Source organism: Demequina muriae, from assembly GCF_030418295.1.
In the GTDB taxonomy this organism is placed as follows: domain Bacteria; phylum Actinomycetota; class Actinomycetes; order Actinomycetales; family Demequinaceae; genus Demequina; species Demequina muriae.
The window spans coordinates 2,672,226-2,687,210 of record NZ_JAUHQA010000001.1 but is presented as its reverse complement, the minus strand read 5'-3'; the positions used below and the strand labels follow the sequence as shown (position 1 = coordinate 2,687,210).

The 14,985-nt window shown below is 71.0% G+C and carries 12 protein-coding genes; 5 read left to right on the top strand and 7 right to left on the bottom strand.

From position 1 onward, the window contains the following. Nucleotides 1–67: 67 nt before the first annotated feature. Complete coding sequence (locus tag QQX02_RS12655) at nt 68–1,741, bottom strand: M15 family metallopeptidase (protein ID WP_301143516.1); 1,674 nt, start codon at nt 1,739–1,741, stop codon at nt 68–70. A gap of 360 nt (nt 1,742–2,101) precedes the next feature. Between QQX02_RS12655 and QQX02_RS12650 the strand changes: the two genes are divergently transcribed. Beyond that, nucleotides 2,102–3,241 carry a glycosyltransferase gene (locus QQX02_RS12650; RefSeq protein ID WP_301143758.1) on the top strand — a complete coding sequence of 380 codons (1,140 nt, stop codon included), beginning with the start codon at nt 2,102–2,104 and terminating at the stop codon, nt 3,239–3,241. On the opposite strand, the gene QQX02_RS12645 is transcribed toward QQX02_RS12650, so the two are convergent. After that, nucleotides 3,185–4,414, bottom strand: a complete 1,230-nt coding sequence (locus tag QQX02_RS12645; RefSeq protein ID WP_301143515.1) for a hypothetical protein — start codon at nt 4,412–4,414, stop codon at nt 3,185–3,187. The genes QQX02_RS12650 and QQX02_RS12645 overlap by 57 nt on opposite strands. Before the next feature lie 58 nt (nt 4,415–4,472). Further along, nucleotides 4,473–5,132, bottom strand: coding sequence for a Pr6Pr family membrane protein (locus QQX02_RS12640; protein ID WP_301143514.1), 660 nt, complete (start codon nt 5,130–5,132; stop codon nt 4,473–4,475). Between the two features lie 162 nt (nt 5,133–5,294). On the opposite strand from QQX02_RS12640, the gene QQX02_RS12635 reads away from it, so the two are divergent. From QQX02_RS12635 to QQX02_RS12620, 4 genes are all read left to right on the top strand, one after another. After that, nucleotides 5,295–6,479, top strand: coding sequence for a GGDEF domain-containing protein (locus QQX02_RS12635; protein ID WP_301143513.1), 1,185 nt, complete (start codon nt 5,295–5,297; stop codon nt 6,477–6,479). A 32-nt stretch (nt 6,480–6,511) separates the two neighbouring features. Next, nucleotides 6,512–7,423, top strand: coding sequence for an NUDIX hydrolase (locus QQX02_RS12630; RefSeq protein WP_301143510.1), 912 nt, complete (start codon nt 6,512–6,514; stop codon nt 7,421–7,423). A gap of 115 nt (nt 7,424–7,538) precedes the next feature. Further along, the gene (locus QQX02_RS12625; protein WP_301143509.1) at nt 7,539–9,251 is read left to right on the top strand and encodes a polysaccharide biosynthesis tyrosine autokinase; all 1,713 of its coding nucleotides are present in this window, start codon (nt 7,539–7,541) and stop codon (nt 9,249–9,251) included. Continuing rightward, on the top strand, nt 9,248–9,811 hold the full coding sequence (locus tag QQX02_RS12620) for an arsenate reductase/protein-tyrosine-phosphatase family protein (protein ID WP_301143508.1): 564 nt from the start codon (nt 9,248–9,250) through the stop codon (nt 9,809–9,811). Before QQX02_RS12625 ends, QQX02_RS12620 begins: the two co-directional genes overlap by 4 nt. Here QQX02_RS12620 and QQX02_RS12615 read toward each other — a convergent pair. Genes QQX02_RS12615 through QQX02_RS12600 form a run of 4 tightly spaced genes read right to left on the bottom strand, consistent with a single transcriptional unit; the run spans nt 9,719 to nt 14,982 of the window. Then, the gene (locus tag QQX02_RS12615) at nt 9,719–10,897 is read right to left on the bottom strand and encodes a glycosyltransferase (RefSeq protein WP_301143507.1); all 1,179 of its coding nucleotides are present in this window, start codon (nt 10,895–10,897) and stop codon (nt 9,719–9,721) included. The genes QQX02_RS12620 and QQX02_RS12615 overlap by 93 nt on opposite strands. Continuing rightward, nucleotides 10,894–12,033, bottom strand: coding sequence for a glycosyltransferase (locus QQX02_RS12610; protein WP_301143506.1), 1,140 nt, complete (start codon nt 12,031–12,033; stop codon nt 10,894–10,896). The genes QQX02_RS12615 and QQX02_RS12610 overlap by 4 nt, the downstream gene beginning before the upstream one ends. Then, complete coding sequence (locus tag QQX02_RS12605; RefSeq protein WP_301143505.1) at nt 12,026–13,048, bottom strand: glycosyltransferase family 4 protein; 1,023 nt, start codon at nt 13,046–13,048, stop codon at nt 12,026–12,028. The genes QQX02_RS12610 and QQX02_RS12605 overlap by 8 nt, the downstream gene beginning before the upstream one ends. Continuing rightward, nucleotides 13,045–14,982 carry a glycosyltransferase gene (locus QQX02_RS12600; RefSeq protein WP_301143503.1) on the bottom strand — a complete coding sequence of 646 codons (1,938 nt, stop codon included), beginning with the start codon at nt 14,980–14,982 and terminating at the stop codon, nt 13,045–13,047. The genes QQX02_RS12605 and QQX02_RS12600 overlap by 4 nt, the downstream gene beginning before the upstream one ends. Nucleotides 14,983–14,985: the final 3 nt, after the last annotated feature.

The window sequence follows — 14,985 nt, the reverse complement described above, 5'->3', positions numbered from 1 at the left end:
AGGCTGTCACGACTGGACGAGCGCGCCCAGCGGACGGCCGATGCGTGGGCCGGGGAACGGCGCGCGCTCACTTCTGGCTCGCCTCGGTGGGGTCGAAGGCGCTGGTGACAGCCTCTTCGAGAGCGGGCGCGTCCGGCGCCACGAATGCTCCCACGTCAGTCGCGAGATACTCCAGGTGCCACCACTCGGGCCTCACTCCGCCCGGTTTGGCCCAGGTGGGGTGCGCCCAGCCGAAGTCAGGCCCGTTCGCCGCGAGCCAGGTCGCCGACGGCCGGTCGAAGTCCACGGCCATCCCCCAGCCGTGGTTCGACGTGCCGGGACGGGCGGCCGTCGTGGGCTTCAGCGCGCGCGTGCGCACCTGCAGCGAGTACGAACGGTACGAGTCCGTCATCGTCAGCTGTCGTCCCGTCTCCGCCATGTACGCGGCATTCGCCTCCTCGAGCGAGCGAGCGGCGTCGCACTGGAGACGGTGCCCGGGCGCAAAGTCCAGCTCGCACAGGCTGTCGAAGGCCAACGAGCCGTTGGTTCCGGACACGCCGACCGGGCGCCCCGTCCACCCGTTGGAGCGAGCGGCGACGGCATCCCGGTTGGCCTGGGCGTGATCGGCGCGTGCAGCGGTGACCTCGCGCTCGTGCTCCTCACGAAGGGAGTCGTTGCGTGACTGGATGGACGCGTTCTCACGGGCGACCCACTCCTCGTGCGTGTCGCGCAGGCTGGCCATGGCCGCGTCGAACACGACCTGTGCGGACACCAGCTGGTCGAGCTCCTCCACGACCCGCGCCGGCTCGCCGCGATCCACCAGTGCCGCCGTCGCCGACCCGCTCATGAGCAGAGTGAGGGCGCTCTGGGCTGCGGCGATGGGGGCGTCATCGAGGACGCGACCCTCCGTGGCGGCGATCGTGAGCGACGCCTCGGCTGCCGCCTCGTCTGCGCTCTCGACCGCTCCGTCGAGCAGCACCAGGGTGTCGTCGTGGGCGGCTTCGATCGTCGCAGTGGACAGCGCGGACGCCCCGCCGTCGACCGCGGCGAGCGCGACGTCGAGCGCCTGGGACGCGGTCTCGAGTCGGTCGGCGGCGTCACGCGCCTCGTCGGCGCTGTCGGTCTCCCCAGCGAGCACCCGCGCCACCGCGACCTCCTCCATGAGATCGACGAGGGCGCTGGTCGCAGGACCCGGCGTGGAGGCGTCGGCGCCCTCGGCGGCGTCTGCAGCGTCTTCGGCGTCTGCGGCGTCGGGGGTCGCTGTGGTGACGGGCGCAGGGGTCGGCTCGGTGGGTGGCGTCGAGGTCTCGTCGTGCACGGTGTCCTGCACTGGAGCGTCGACGTCGTGCGTGACCTCCTGAGGCTCGCTGATCCGCGCCTGCGCCAGCTCCGCCTCGATGGCGGCTTCTGACAATGCCTCCAGGTCATCGGCGTCGATCGGTGCGATGTCCACGACGACGCCGCTGCGCGCGGCCTGTTCCGTCGCGGTCTGCGTGGCAGAGCTGAGCGCCTGCGCTGCGGCGGCGACACGGCTCTCGTCCACCACGTCGCCGGCGTCCCGCATGGCGCCGTGGGCGTCGTTCAACGACTGCTCGAGCGCGTCGCGCTTCACCTCGAGCTCTTGCGCGGCGGCACGGGCGTCGCCCACGGCGTTGCGAGTGTCGATCGCGTGCGCTCCATGAGCGCCGGCGAGGCCGATGCCGAAACAGGTGAGGGTGACGGCGCCAGCGAGGGCGCGGGTGGAACGGGAGAATCGAGGCATGGGGTGGGGGAGGGGGCTCGGAGCAGGGACAGGCGCGATTCGGCGGGGTGAGGCCGGACGGCGCAAGACCCCGAGGCTTCGTGCCACGGGGTCTCGATGTCGATCCGCTCACCGATGGCGCCGGACGGAGCCGGGCGGCATTCCACGCCGCGAGGAGCGACTCGCGAACGAGCGACTCCCCTCAGCACCGGGAGATGATGCGACGGGGTGTCAACGCACGGACGCATCCAGGAGTTCCAGGGGTGCGGCTCGGCACACGTGCGGCAGCCGCGCGACCGACGCCCTGCCCGCCATGTACACGCGGATGCGGCGCGACTACGCTTCGTCCAGGCGAGGGGAGTGCATGTGACTGACGAGTCGGTGGAACTGTCCGTCATCGTGCCCACCTTCAATGAGGCGGGCAACGTGGCGGAGCTGGTGCGTCGAGCCCGGACGGCCCTCGTCGGCCTCGATGTCGAGATCATCTTCGTCGACGACAGCACCGACGACACGCCTCAGGTCGTCACCAGCGTCGCGGCCACCGCGCCCCTGCCGGTGAGGCTCATCCATCGCGAGGCGCCCACGGGCGGGCTCGGCGGGGCTGTGGTGGAAGGCATCATGGCCGCTGCGTCCGACGTCTGCGTCGTGATGGACGGTGATCTCCAGCATCCGCCTGAGCAGATCCGTGCCCTCCTTGCGAAGCACCACGAGAGCGACGTGGATGTGGTCGTCGCGTCACGCTATCTCGACGGCGGCTCCTCCGGCGGACTGGCGGACCGGGCCCGCGTGCTCGTATCGCGCGCGTCGACCGCACTCACGAAGGCGATGTTCCCGCGTCGCCTCTCGCAGGTGACCGACCCGATGACCGGCTTCTTCCTGATCGACCGACGGTCCGTGGAGTGGGCGAGCCTTCATCCGCGAGGGTTCAAGATCCTGCTGGAGATCCTGGCGCGGCGCACGCTCCGCGTAGCCGAGGTGCCATTCGTCTTCGAAGAACGGTTCGCGGGGGAGTCGAAGGCCTCGCTCCGGCAGGGAGTGCACTTCCTCACCCAGCTAGCCGCGCTCCGGTTCGGCAAGATGTCCGGCTTCGCGCTCATCGGCGCGGGCGGCGCGGTGGCGAACCTCGCGATCATGGCGGCTCTCATCCAGATGGGCGCGCCGTATCTGGTGGCCGCGATCATCGCCGCCGAGGTGACGATCGTGACGAACTTCCTCCTGCAGGACCGCTTCGTGTTCCGCGACATGCGCGATCATGCCGCTCCGTGGTGGGCGCGCTTCGCCACATCGTTCACGTTCAACAATGCCGAGGCCGTCATCCGCATCCCGGTGCTCGCATGGATGGTGGAGGCCCTTCACATCCAGAGCATCGCTGCTGCGGCCATCACGCTCGCGGTGGCGTTCGTCGTGCGGTTCGTCTTCCACTCGCTCGTGGTCTACGCGCCCCGGCGCCCTTCAAAGGACGGGTCAACCGATCAGCATCGACTCGACGTCGAGACCGACCATGTGCGCAAGGAACCATAGGTCGATCGCCACGAGCGGGACGAGGGCGACGACCAGGGCACGACGGGTGCCGAGGAAGGCAAGGGCCCCCCAGGCAGCGTGCACCAGCAGCATCGCGGGGTAGGCGGTCCTGAACGCGACTGCCTGGGCCGCGACGGCGACCGCGATCCAGGCGGCGACCGCGGCGATGGCGATCCCGGCCACCAGGATCGGCATCGGCGAGCCGACGGCACGCTGCCTCAGCATCACGACCACGCCCGTGGCCACCGTGAGCGTCAGCCCCGCGACGAGCACCTCGATGGCGGCCGGTGCGGCGATGATGTTGCGCACGTACTCGGTCGGCAGCCAGAGGTAGGTCACTGCTGACTTCGCGAGTGCCAACGGCCCAGCATCGGGCAGTGCCGGGAAGTCGTATCCGGCCCGCTCGACGCCCGCACGTGCGGTCACATCGCCGTACAGCGCGATGTTGCGCACGAACCACCAGCCGGACACCGCCGCGGCCACGAGCGCCATCACGAGGAGCTCCCGGATGCGACGCTGCCACAGCAGGAGCAGCCCCAGCGCCACCACGAACGGCCACGCGGTCACCTTGGTGAGCAGCGCGAGGCCGAGGAGAAGCCCGGCGACTCCCGCCGCACGCATCGGACGCGGCCCGCGCACGATCACCGTGAGCAGAGCACCCGTGCCGCAGACGAGAGCCAGGGTGTCGTTCTGGACCGAGGTGGACACCGCCAGCAGCATCGGGTTCAGGACCGCGGCCGCCGCGGCCACGAGCGCCACACCCGGGTGCGGCTTGACGGTGCGGAGTGCGACCGCTGCCAGCATCACCGCGAGCACGAGCAGCTGCGCCGCTCCGAGTACACGGGCGGCGTAGAAGGCCGCCGTCTCGGCTCCGAGGAAGTGGAACGGCGCAGCGACCACGGCATAGAGCACATAGGCGAACGGACCCATCTGCGCCTCGTATGACGTTCCCGGCTCGCCGAGCGTCGGCAGTCGACCGTGGTCGAGGTAGAACTGCACATTCAGCCAATGCGCGGGCTCGTCATACGGCAGGCCTGCCGGCACCAGCGCGACGAACGCGACGCTGACGAGGGCCCCGGCCGCCAGGATCGGCCACGATTGCCTCGCGAGGCGAATGAGTTCGGCGAGGACGGACTCGGTGCGGGGAGCCACCGTGCGGGCCGCGGCTGTCATGCGCTCAACGTAGCGGATCGCTCAGAGGCGTCAGCAGGGCGCTCACGCCGAGGCCGCGTCAGCGTCGAGAGGCGCGCGGCGTGCGGACAGCGACAGTGCCCGAATGCTTCGGGGACTCGTCACGCAGGGGGCGAAGCACGATCGCCAGGTGCAGGATCGCTGCGACCGCCAGCCCGATGCCCGCGATGACGGCGATGGTCGCGGCTACCGTGGACGCGCCGCGGGCCGGGTCGAGGAACGGATATGGCACCCAGCCATCGAGAGTCGCACGCACGAGCAGGTACCCGATCCACCCTGCGGGCACCACGAGCACCGTCCACAGCGTGCGCATCGGCAGCCGCACCGGCTTGCCGATGAGCAGCCAGTCTGCGACGAGCAGGGCCCCCGCGCCCCCGTGCAGCACCATGTTCGCCCAGGGATACACCGGCGTCGCCACGCCCGCCAGCAGGTACCAGTAGACCGCTCCGGTGATGACGCCATACGTGGCGGCGTTGACCCGGAGCAGCGCCACCCAGCGCGGCTCATCCGGCCCGACGATGGCCGCCGCGACCAGCGCGACGACGGCGACGAGGGCGGCCAGCGGGGTGAAGTAGCCGGGAAGCTGGGCCCACGTGAAGGTGCCGTAGGTCAGGTCTGCCCACGCCTGAACGCCGAGCGCGGCCGCGATCACGCCTGCTGCGACGATGCGCATGGCGGACACTGCAGCGGCGTTGCTCACGCCTCAAGACTTTACCCCCGCTTGACCGATCGATGCACAAGACTCGCCCAATCGGGGTGCCTGCCAAGAGACCACGGCGGGTGCGCGCAGACCTCGCGCCGTTCAGGCAAAGTTCGTGCAGGGTGTGGATCACCCCTGCTCCCGCCCCATAGAGTTCGCCTCATGCTCGACATCGAGACTCTGCGGGTGATTCAAGCGGCGGTCGCGATCGTCGTGTTCATTCTGGTGCGATTCGGCAGCTACCGGCACACGCGATCGCCGTACGCGGGGGGCTGGAGCTGGGTCGTGGTGCTGTCGGCCGCAAGCTCAGGAAGTTACTTCCTCATCGGCACGTCCCTCGATGTGCTGGCCGCGCCGCTGGGCAACGGGCTCGGTGTCGCCAGCGCGGGTGTCACCTGGGCCACCGGACGGACCTTGCGCAACGCTGCCCCGCGCCCGTGGCTCGTGGCAGCGGCGTGTGCTGCGGTCGGAATCGTCTCCGTGATCGATGGCCGCACCGACGGCACGATCCCCGGCACTCCCGCGCTCCTCGCGGGGATGGCGCTGATGTTCGGGTTGGCGTCCAAGGAGATCTGGGCGCTGGTGCTCGACCCTGAACTGCAGCACAGCGAGGCCGCGATCCAGCGAGCGCGGCCGGCGCTGCGGGCCATGCTCGCGGCGTCGACGTTCCTCGCGACCTTCTACACGGTGAGGCTCGTGGCCTTCCTCGCGCTCGGTCCTGAGTCGCCGGTGTACGCCACCTGGGCCGGGCCACAAGCCACCACGTTCGTCATTCTGGTGCTGCTCGTGGTCGTGACCTTCACGATCACCGAGCTCAGTCGGTTCGAGGCGACGACGGCGTGGCAGGTGCGCGCGTCTCGCGACGACCTGACTCACCTGCTCGCGCGCCACGCGTTCGAAGAGCACTACCTGCGGCAGATCACGCGGCCAGCGCTGCGCTCCGGTCCGAGCGCGCTGGTGATCGCTGACGTCGACGACTTCAAGTCCGTCAACGACGGCCACGGCCACGACGAAGGAGACCGCGTCCTGCGATGCCTCGGCGACGCGCTGCGCGACTCTCTCACCGACGCCGATGTCGCGTGCCGATGGGGCGGCGATGAGTTCGTGGTCCTCCTCGCGGGCACGGATGCGAATCGCGCCCAGCGCGCGCTCCTCGACGTCAACGACGCGTTCGCCCGCCGTGCGGCCGACGGTCCGAGCTCGCCGTCGATCAGCTACGGAGTCGCCCACGTGGAAGGCGACCAGTCATTGGCCGATGCCCTGGAGCAGGCGGACGGGGCCCTTCTGACCGCCAAGCGACGGGGGCGTGCGCACATCGTGATCGCTCAGACTGTCGAGTCCGGATGAGGCCACCCCCAGGTCTGTGAGAGGCTCATGTCATGACCGGTGACCGCGCCTCCGAGGCGACGCCGCGGCCGGTGCAACGCGACCTGAACCCTGGGGACGCATGGGTCGAGACGCCGACCGGCGAGCGCTACTGGGGCCGTTTCGGAGCCGCCGGCGTCCTCGCGTTCGACGAGCGGCGGGGAGTCCTGCTCCAGCACCGCGCCGAGTGGAGCCACCACGGCGGCACGTGGGGGATCCCCGGCGGCGCTCTGCACGCCGGCGAGAGCCCCCTCGATGGGGCTCTGCGCGAAGCCGCGGAAGAGGCGGGGGTGCCCCGCGCCTCCGTGCGACCCCGGTGCTTCTGGCTCGTCGACCGAGACGTGTGGTCGTACACCACTGTGGTCGTCGACGTCGAGGATCCCTTCGAACCCGTCCCCGGCGACGCGGAGAGCCTGGAGCTCCGGTGGGTCGCCATCGAGGACGTGGATGACCTCGTGCTCCATCCGGCGTTCGCCCAGGCGTGGCCGTCCCTGCGTCGCAGCCTCAGTCGGCGACCACACCTGCTGGTCGACGCGGCAAATGTCGTGGGTTCAGTACCTGATGGCTGGTGGCGCGACCGTCAGGGTGCGGTCGAGCGGCTGGTGCGCCGCCTCGCGGCGCTCGACCGTGCTGGCGTCGCCGCCCCGGCACTCGGTCTCGAGGGCGCGTCCTGGCACCCCCGCATCGAGGTCGTCGTCGAAGGAGTGGCGCGCGGAGCAGCCGGGAGCGGCGAGGTCGCGCTCATCACCGCCCTCGGGTCGGGAGATGACGCCATCGAGGCGCGAGCCCGAGCACTCACCGCTGCCGGCGCCACTCCCGTCGTCGTGACCAGCGACCGCGCGCTTCGCGAGCGCGCGACGGCAGCGGGTGCCGCGGTGCATGGCGCGACGTGGCTGCTCGACCTCTTGGCCGACGTCGACCGATGACTGTGGCCACGGCGATGCCCGGTGGCCGGCGTTCTCAGGTCGCTATTCCGATTGGGGCCGACGCCGGGTAATGTGAGCCGGGTCACATCGGACACAGCTGAGGGGGTGGGGTCGAGTGACGCTCAACGAGATGCTCACCGTGCTGTGGCGACGCAAGTGGCTCATGATCGCGATCGTCATCGTCACCATGGTCGTCGCGGTCATGCTCGTCCAGCGCCAGGTTCCCACGTACCAATCGGGTGCGGTGGTGCGCACGAGCGCCACCGTCGCCGAAGCGGCGGGAGTCAGCCAGCTCGCCGGGGTGCCCGTCGATGTGTCGCCCTTCGTGCTCCTCAGTGATGGAAAGCTCGGCGAGATCGTCGCCGAGACGGAGCCGCAGGTCGCGGAGATCTCTCCTCAAGAAGTCGAGATCGTGCCGGACGAGCTCTACGGCATGGAGCGACTCTATGTGGACGCGACCGCGACCAGCGCGGAGGACGCGCAGTCGCTCGCCCAGGCGTACGCCGCGGCATACGTGACCCACATCGACTCCGAGGTCGCGAGGGCGATCGTGGAATTGACGGAGCAGCGCGACAGCGCGCTCAAGGAGGCGCAGGACCTCCAGGCGGAAGCGCTCGAGGATCCCGAGGACTCGATCATCGCGAGCCGGCTCGCCGATGCGCTCGGCCGGTACGGAGGCGCGCGCGAATCCGTCCGCGTCCTCGAAAGCGGCGGTTCGTCCGCATCGGTGCAGGTCGTCGCCACTCCCGGCCAGCTGACTGGCGCCGACACCACGACCATCTTCGCCATCGCGCTGTTCTCGGGGCTGGTGGCGGCCATCGGCGCCGCCCTGCTGAGGGACCAGTTCGATCCGCGCCTGCGGGGCGAGGCGGAGGCCGAGCGCCTCACCACCCTTCCCGTGCTGGGCGAACTGGCCTTCGACCGTGGCGTGCGTCGGACCCACGACACGCTGCCCGTGACGCGCACGCAGGCCACCGCGCTCGCCGAGAGTCTGCGATCCGCACGCTCGGCGCTGCAGGTGCTGCTCCCATCGGAGCACGCCGCGTTCGTGATGACCAGCGTGGAACCCGGAGACGGCAAGTCCTTCGCCTCGGCGAACATCGCCCTGGCGTGGGCTCGTGCCGGCAAGAATGTGATTCTGGTGGGCGGAGACCTCCGACGCCCGTCGCTGCAGACCTACTTCGGTGCGGCGGCCATGGGCCCCGGACTGGCGGAGATCATGCAGGAGGGCCTCGAGATGGGCAAGCCTCCCACTCGCAGCGCCGTCGAGGCACGTCTCAAGTCCACGGACTTCCGCGGACTCCGCGTGCTTCCGTCCGGCACGCCGCCGGCGGATCCGGCTGACCTCTTGGCCAACTCCGCCGTTGCCGACGTGGTCGGCGTGCTCCGTGGTCTCGCAGACGTGGTGATCTTCGACTCGCCGCCGTCGCTGCGGCTCGTCGACGCAAGCCTCATCGCGAAGCACACGGACGGCATCGCGGTCATCGCCTGGGACGGGCGCACGCACCGCGACCATCTGGTCGAGACGGTCGAGAGCCTGTCGCTCAACGGCCTCCACATCCTTGGGGTGATCGTGAACGGCGCGAAGCGCCGACACCCTCGCTCGTACACCCCGTACTACGTGAAGTCGAGCACGCCGCCGTCACGCCTGCGCGGCGTGGCCCGCAAGCTCGGCCGCAGTGACGACGACGCCGACCGTGCCTTCGATGCGCTGGTGAAGGATGACCCGCGTGACACGGGTTCGCGTGGACCGCGGACGCGGGGCGGCGGGTCGCAGGGCTCGTCCGAGCCGACCTCCGGGGACCACGAGCACACGCCCCGCCGGTGACGCGCCACGAGGAGCGCATTCTGGTCGTGTGCACCGCGAACAGGTGTCGCTCCCCGCTCGCCGCGGCCCTGCTGCGTCGACACCTCGGCACATCACCCGTGGTCGTGACGTCCGCGGGACTCCTGCCCGGCGGGGAGACGGTTCCCGAGGACGGCCGGAGGGTCGCATCGGCGGCCGGCCTCGATCTCGGGGAGCACCGGAGCACGCAGGTGACGCTCGAGATGCTCGACGCGGCTGACCTGGTGCTCACCGCCAGCCGAGAGCACTCTCAGGAGATCGTCGCCCGTGCTCCCCACCTCTGGCCTCGCGTGTTCACGCTCCGCCAGGCGGAACGATGGTGGTCCGAGCATCCGCGCGATCCGCAGGAGTCGTTGCGCGGGTGGGTCGAGCGCGAGGCAGCGGATCGGCCCCGCCACGAGGCCATCGGCGCCTCGAAGGTGGACGACATCGTGGATCCCTTCGGGCGATCACGACGCGTCTGGCGGCAGGTGCTCGCCATCACCGATGCTGCGACCGCGAGCGTCGCTCGAGGGATCGTCGGAGTCGACGACCGCGCCTAGTCCGGCCATCCACGCGGCGACCCTCGTCCCGAACGTGCGACCGTCGAACTCCGCCGCTCGGGCACGACAGTCGTGCGGCGACGCGTCGGCGGCGCGCCACACGGCCTCGCCCAGCCGTGCCGAGTCGAGCCCCGACACCAAGGCGCCCGTGACGCCGTCGACCACGGTCTCGGATGCGCCCCCGATGTCGCGTGCGACGACGGGCGTTCCCGCCGCCATCGCCTCCACAGGCATGATGCCGAAGTCCTCGATGGGGGCGAAGACGTACACGGTTGCGCGGCGGTAGAGCTCGCGGAGCAGGGCGTCGGAGGTCCGCCCCAACAGCGTCACGGGCACACGCGCGCGCTCCGCGAGTGCCGTGAGCCGCGCGCGGTCCGGGCCGTCGCCAGCGATCACCACCGGCAGCTGGGCCGCCTCGCCCGCGATGATGGCGGCATCGACGCGCTTGTACGGCACCAGGCGCGACGCCCCGAGCACGAAGGCGCTCGGGAGGGCCGATGCGACCTCGGCGTCCGCCTCGGACAGCACCGGGGCGTCGTCGAAGGCCGCGACGTTCACTGGGGGATGGATCACGGTGGACTCGCGGCCCCACGTGGCCTCGATGCGCCGAGCAATGTACTCGCTCACCGCAGCGATGCCGGTGGGCTCCTGCGCCCGTCGACGGTCGATCCGCGTCAGGGGACGGGCTGCGAGGCGGGCGGCCACCGAGTCACCCCTGCCGTCAAGTTCGGGCACCCACAGGTAGCGCGCAGGGGTATGGACGAAGGCGAACTTCGGCACGTCGGGCGAGGACGCGACACGCGCGTGATGAGCGAACAGGTGGCTCGAGCACAGCAGCCAGTCCGGGTCGTGACCAGGGAGCCGCCGCCACGTGGGCAGCATGAACGGCAGCGCCGCGACCTTGCTGCGACGCAACGGGGTGCGAGCGAGCCAAGTCTCCACGGTCCGTCCCGGGGCGAAGCGGCCACCCGTGTCGTCCCATGCGCACACGATCGGGGCATCGGGAAAGCGCGCAGCGAACTCTGCGACGACGTTCTCGGCGCCGCCGTGCGGTTCGATCCACTCGTGCACGATCACGCCGGTCATGGTGCGGCTCCCGGTCCCACGCCTGCGGAGCGGGGCAGGCCGTCGAGGACCTCGAGCATCTGCTTCGCACGGTCGGACCAGTCGGCGACGTCGGCGGGATCTGATGGTCCGTGCGTGGACCCGACGCTGGCCGTGACGGCATCGGCGAAGCCGTCGCGCGGCGCCACGGTCACCCACGCCTCTTCGCCGGCGTCCACGAAGCCCGCGCACGGGGTGGACACGATGGGCCGGCCCACGGCGAGGTACTCATACAGCTTGATGGGGTCGAGCGTGGCGGTGAAGTCGTCGACCAGGTGTGGCACCACCAGGGCGTCAGCGTGCTGGAGGTACGCAGGGACGTCCTCGAATCCGCGAGCCCCCAGCACCACGACCCCGGGCGCGCGCAGCAGTCGCCTGCCGTTCGTCTCTGTCAGCGCCACCGGGCCCAGCAGCGCGAGAACCGCGCCGCTCTCCGCGAGGCGCGCACCCGTCGCGATCACGAGATCGACGTCGAGTCGATCCTCGTGCAGGGTGCCGCAGTACAGCGCAGCGCGCCGGGGCAGGTCGTGAGGTCGGGGCCGCGGTTCGCGGTACGCGACGACGTCGACGGCATTGCGGATGAGGGTGCCCCCCTTGCTCGCCTGCAGTGCGGGGGAACAGACCACCACGGCGCCGGCGTGGCGAGTGAGCCACGCGTCCCCACGGACGAGACGTGCTCGCTCCCGTGGCGAGCGCCTGGCCTCGGTCCAGTCGTCAGTGACGTCGTAGAGCGTCGGCACCTCCAGGAGTCTCGCCACGCCGGCGCGACGAGGGTCGTTGATCCAGAGCGCGTCCACGCCCCGTCCCCGTCGCAGGTGGCGGGCGATGGCGCGGTCAAGCCCACGATCGCTCGCCGCGCCGAGCGCGCCGGGCAGCCACTTCGTGGGTTGGAAGGTGCTGAGGCGCCCCCCGTACCCTTCGACGGCCTGGGCGCCAGCACCCGCCCGCGGAGCCCTCCCGGACATGGCGGCGTGCAGCGGATCGGCCGGGGGAGTGACGAAAGCGACGGTCAGCCCCGGGGACAGCGCGAGCAGCCGGTCCACCAGGTGCTGGTTGCGTCGCCAGATGCGGTCCCATGGTTCGAGCGACACCACGCCTAGGCTCCACGTGTCATCCATGCGCGCCTCCCGCCGCAAGGATCGCGCGGGTCAGTGCTGATGTCTGGACATCACGGTCGAAGGCGTCGCGCTGACGGCGCGCGAGCGCGTCACCGTAGGATTCGCGTCGCTCGGCCTCCGCGGCGAGCTCGGCGATCAGCAGCGCTGCGCTGCTCGAGTCTCCCGGCGGGAAGAGAGCAGCGCCCGCGACCGACCCGACGGTCTCCCGGTGGCCGCCGGCATCGGTGGCGACGACTGCCACTCCATGGGCCATCGCCTCGAGCACCGCGATCCCGAGACCCTCGCGCGGAGTGGGCGCGAGCAGGAGCGAGGCGCGGTCCATGAGTGCAGGAACGTTGTCGATGGCGCCGAGGAAGGTCACCGAGGGCTCCGGCGCAGCGAGGCGCTCGAGCGCCGCACGCTCGGAGCCATCACCCGCCACGAGCAGGGTCCATCCGGCCGGAGGGCCGGACTGCGCCCACGCCCGGAGAGCGGTCGCGGTGTCCTTCTCCGGTTCGAGCCGCTGCACGATCAGGGCCACGTTCTCGCGAGGGGAGGACGGTGTCATCGATGGCGCGACGCCCGTGTGCACCACGGTCGAGGGGGCGCCGATCGCGTCGGCGACGTAGTGCGACACAGCGATCTGAGAACGGATCCGTCGCGCCAGCGGGCGGAGCAGGGCGCGGGTGACGGGGCGGCCGCCGCGGGGCGCGGCGAAGTGGCGGATGCTCACCACGGGAGCGCCGGTGCGCAGTGACCACCAGCCGCCCAGCGCATCGGCCGCCGTCATGTGGGTGACCAGCAGCTGCGGGCCCGTGAGGCTGCGCAACGACCGCCATGCCTCGACCAGGGTGCTCCCAGGGAGCCAGCCAGCGCCCGCCTGCTCGAGCGCGGGCTCGAGGTGCGACCGCGAGCCCCCGACCACCACCACCTGGTGGCCGTGACGCGCCTGGTGCACGGCCGTGGACAGCACGTGGCGCTCCACGCCTGCGAAGGCGTCGGTGCACACCACGTGGACGAGCGTGCGAGCGGTCATCTCCACTCGCGCTCCCACACCACAGGTCCGCTGACGAAGATCTGCCGTCGCCGCGACGCCTCCTGAGCACGAGCACCCCTGAGGAGAACGGCTCTGACGGCAGCGCCTGCCACCGTGGCCGCACGGTAGACCTGCCAGCCCAGGGCTCGGTAATGCTTGCGCACGTAGCGCTCGGCCGATCCGTAGAAGTAGGCCTCGCGCGCACCGGGGTCGCCGCCGGTGCCCGCGCCCACATGCGTCGCCTCGACATCGGCCACCGCGATCTTCCAGCCTGCGCGGCGTGCACGTCGCTGCCAATCCACCTCCTCGGCGTACAGGAAGAATCGCTCATCCAGCACACCGAGCGCGTCGAGCGCCTCCCGGCGCAGCAGCAGCACCGAGCCGATGGCGAAGCCGTGCGAGGTGCGCAGCCTGCCCAGGCCAAGGGCCTCGACCCACGCGCCCCAGGGGGTGGGGAACGGCCACCACACCCTCGCCCTGGCCCGCGTCACGGGATCGACCTGGTGAGCGCCCACGGCGGCCAGGTTGCGGTCTGCGCTCACGAGCCTATGCATCTCGGCCACCGCCTCCGCGCTGATGGTCGCGTCGGGGTTCAGCAGCAGCACATCGCCGTCGCGTCCGCGGTCCGCCAGGGCGCTGAGGCCCTTGTTCACCCCCGCCGCGAAGCCGAGGTTGGAGCCCGCGTCGACATACTCGACGCCGTGGCGTTCGCATACCTCGCGGGTGCCGGGGTGCGAGGAGTTGTCGACGACGAGTGCGGGCACCTGACCGTCGAGCGCCGTCAAGGTGTCGGAGAGTCCGTCGGGCTCGCCGTAGGCGACGATGACGGCGTCGAGCGTACGCAGGGCCGAGCCGAGCGCCTCGGAGTAGAGGTCGGTCATCTGCGCCGCGACGCTTGACCAGTCGCACCGCGCCGCATGGTGGAGTCCCTCGGCGCGCAGCTCATCCCAGTACCCGGGGCGCGTCGCGCGCACGAGCGCCTCGCCCAGCGCGTCGGGGTCTCCCTCCGGAACCAGGATGCCTGCGGCACCGACGACATCGGGCAGCGCCCCGGTGTGTGTGGCGACCACGGGGACGCCGCATGCCATCGCCTCGATCGCGACGCGACCGAACTGCTCCAGCCAGTGCGGGGTGGACCGTGAGGGAACCGCGACGACGTCGAACGACCGGTAGTGCTCGACCAGCTCAGTGTCCGCAGCGAAGCCCGCGAACTCCACGCGCTCGCCGATGCTCAACGAGCGGGCGAGCTCAGCGAGCGCGGCGCGCTCAGGCCCGTCACCGACGATGACGAGCCTCAGCAGCGGCTGGGCCGCGACGGCGTGGAGCAGGACGTCGACGCCCTTGTGGGTGGCCAGGCGTCCCACATAGCCGACCGTGGCACGGCCCCCCGGTGCGGGACGGTCCACCGGTGCGAACACCGTGGTGTCGACTCCGAGCGGGATCGTGTGCACCGGTCCGCGCAGTCCCTTGCGCCTCAGGATGCGCCCTGCCTCCGTATTGCACACGTATGCGCCAGCGGCGCCCCTGAGAGCCCGACCCTCGGCCCACCGGAACGGGGCCGGGAATCGCTTGTCGATGTTCTGTGCCGAGTACAGAACGTACGGTGCACGTCGGCGCCTGAGAGCACGAAGCGCGAGCACCTCCGCCGTCGCGAGCGCGTAGGGCTCTTCGTGCAGGTCGAGCACGTCGACCGGCGTGGCGAGCGCGCGCCACAGCGCGCTGGGGGAGTAGAGGAAACCGTTGGGATGAGTGCCCCAGGTGCGCGCGGACTGGACGAACTCGTCGCCGTCGGCGCTCAGGGTGACGGGCTGGCCGCCTTCGTCCCACACCGTGGCGGAGAGCAGGGACACGCGGTGGCCGTGGGCGATGAGGGCGCGTTCACGTTCGCGCCAGGCAGAGACGACCGCGTGATGCGCGATGCGTTGCACCCTCACGGA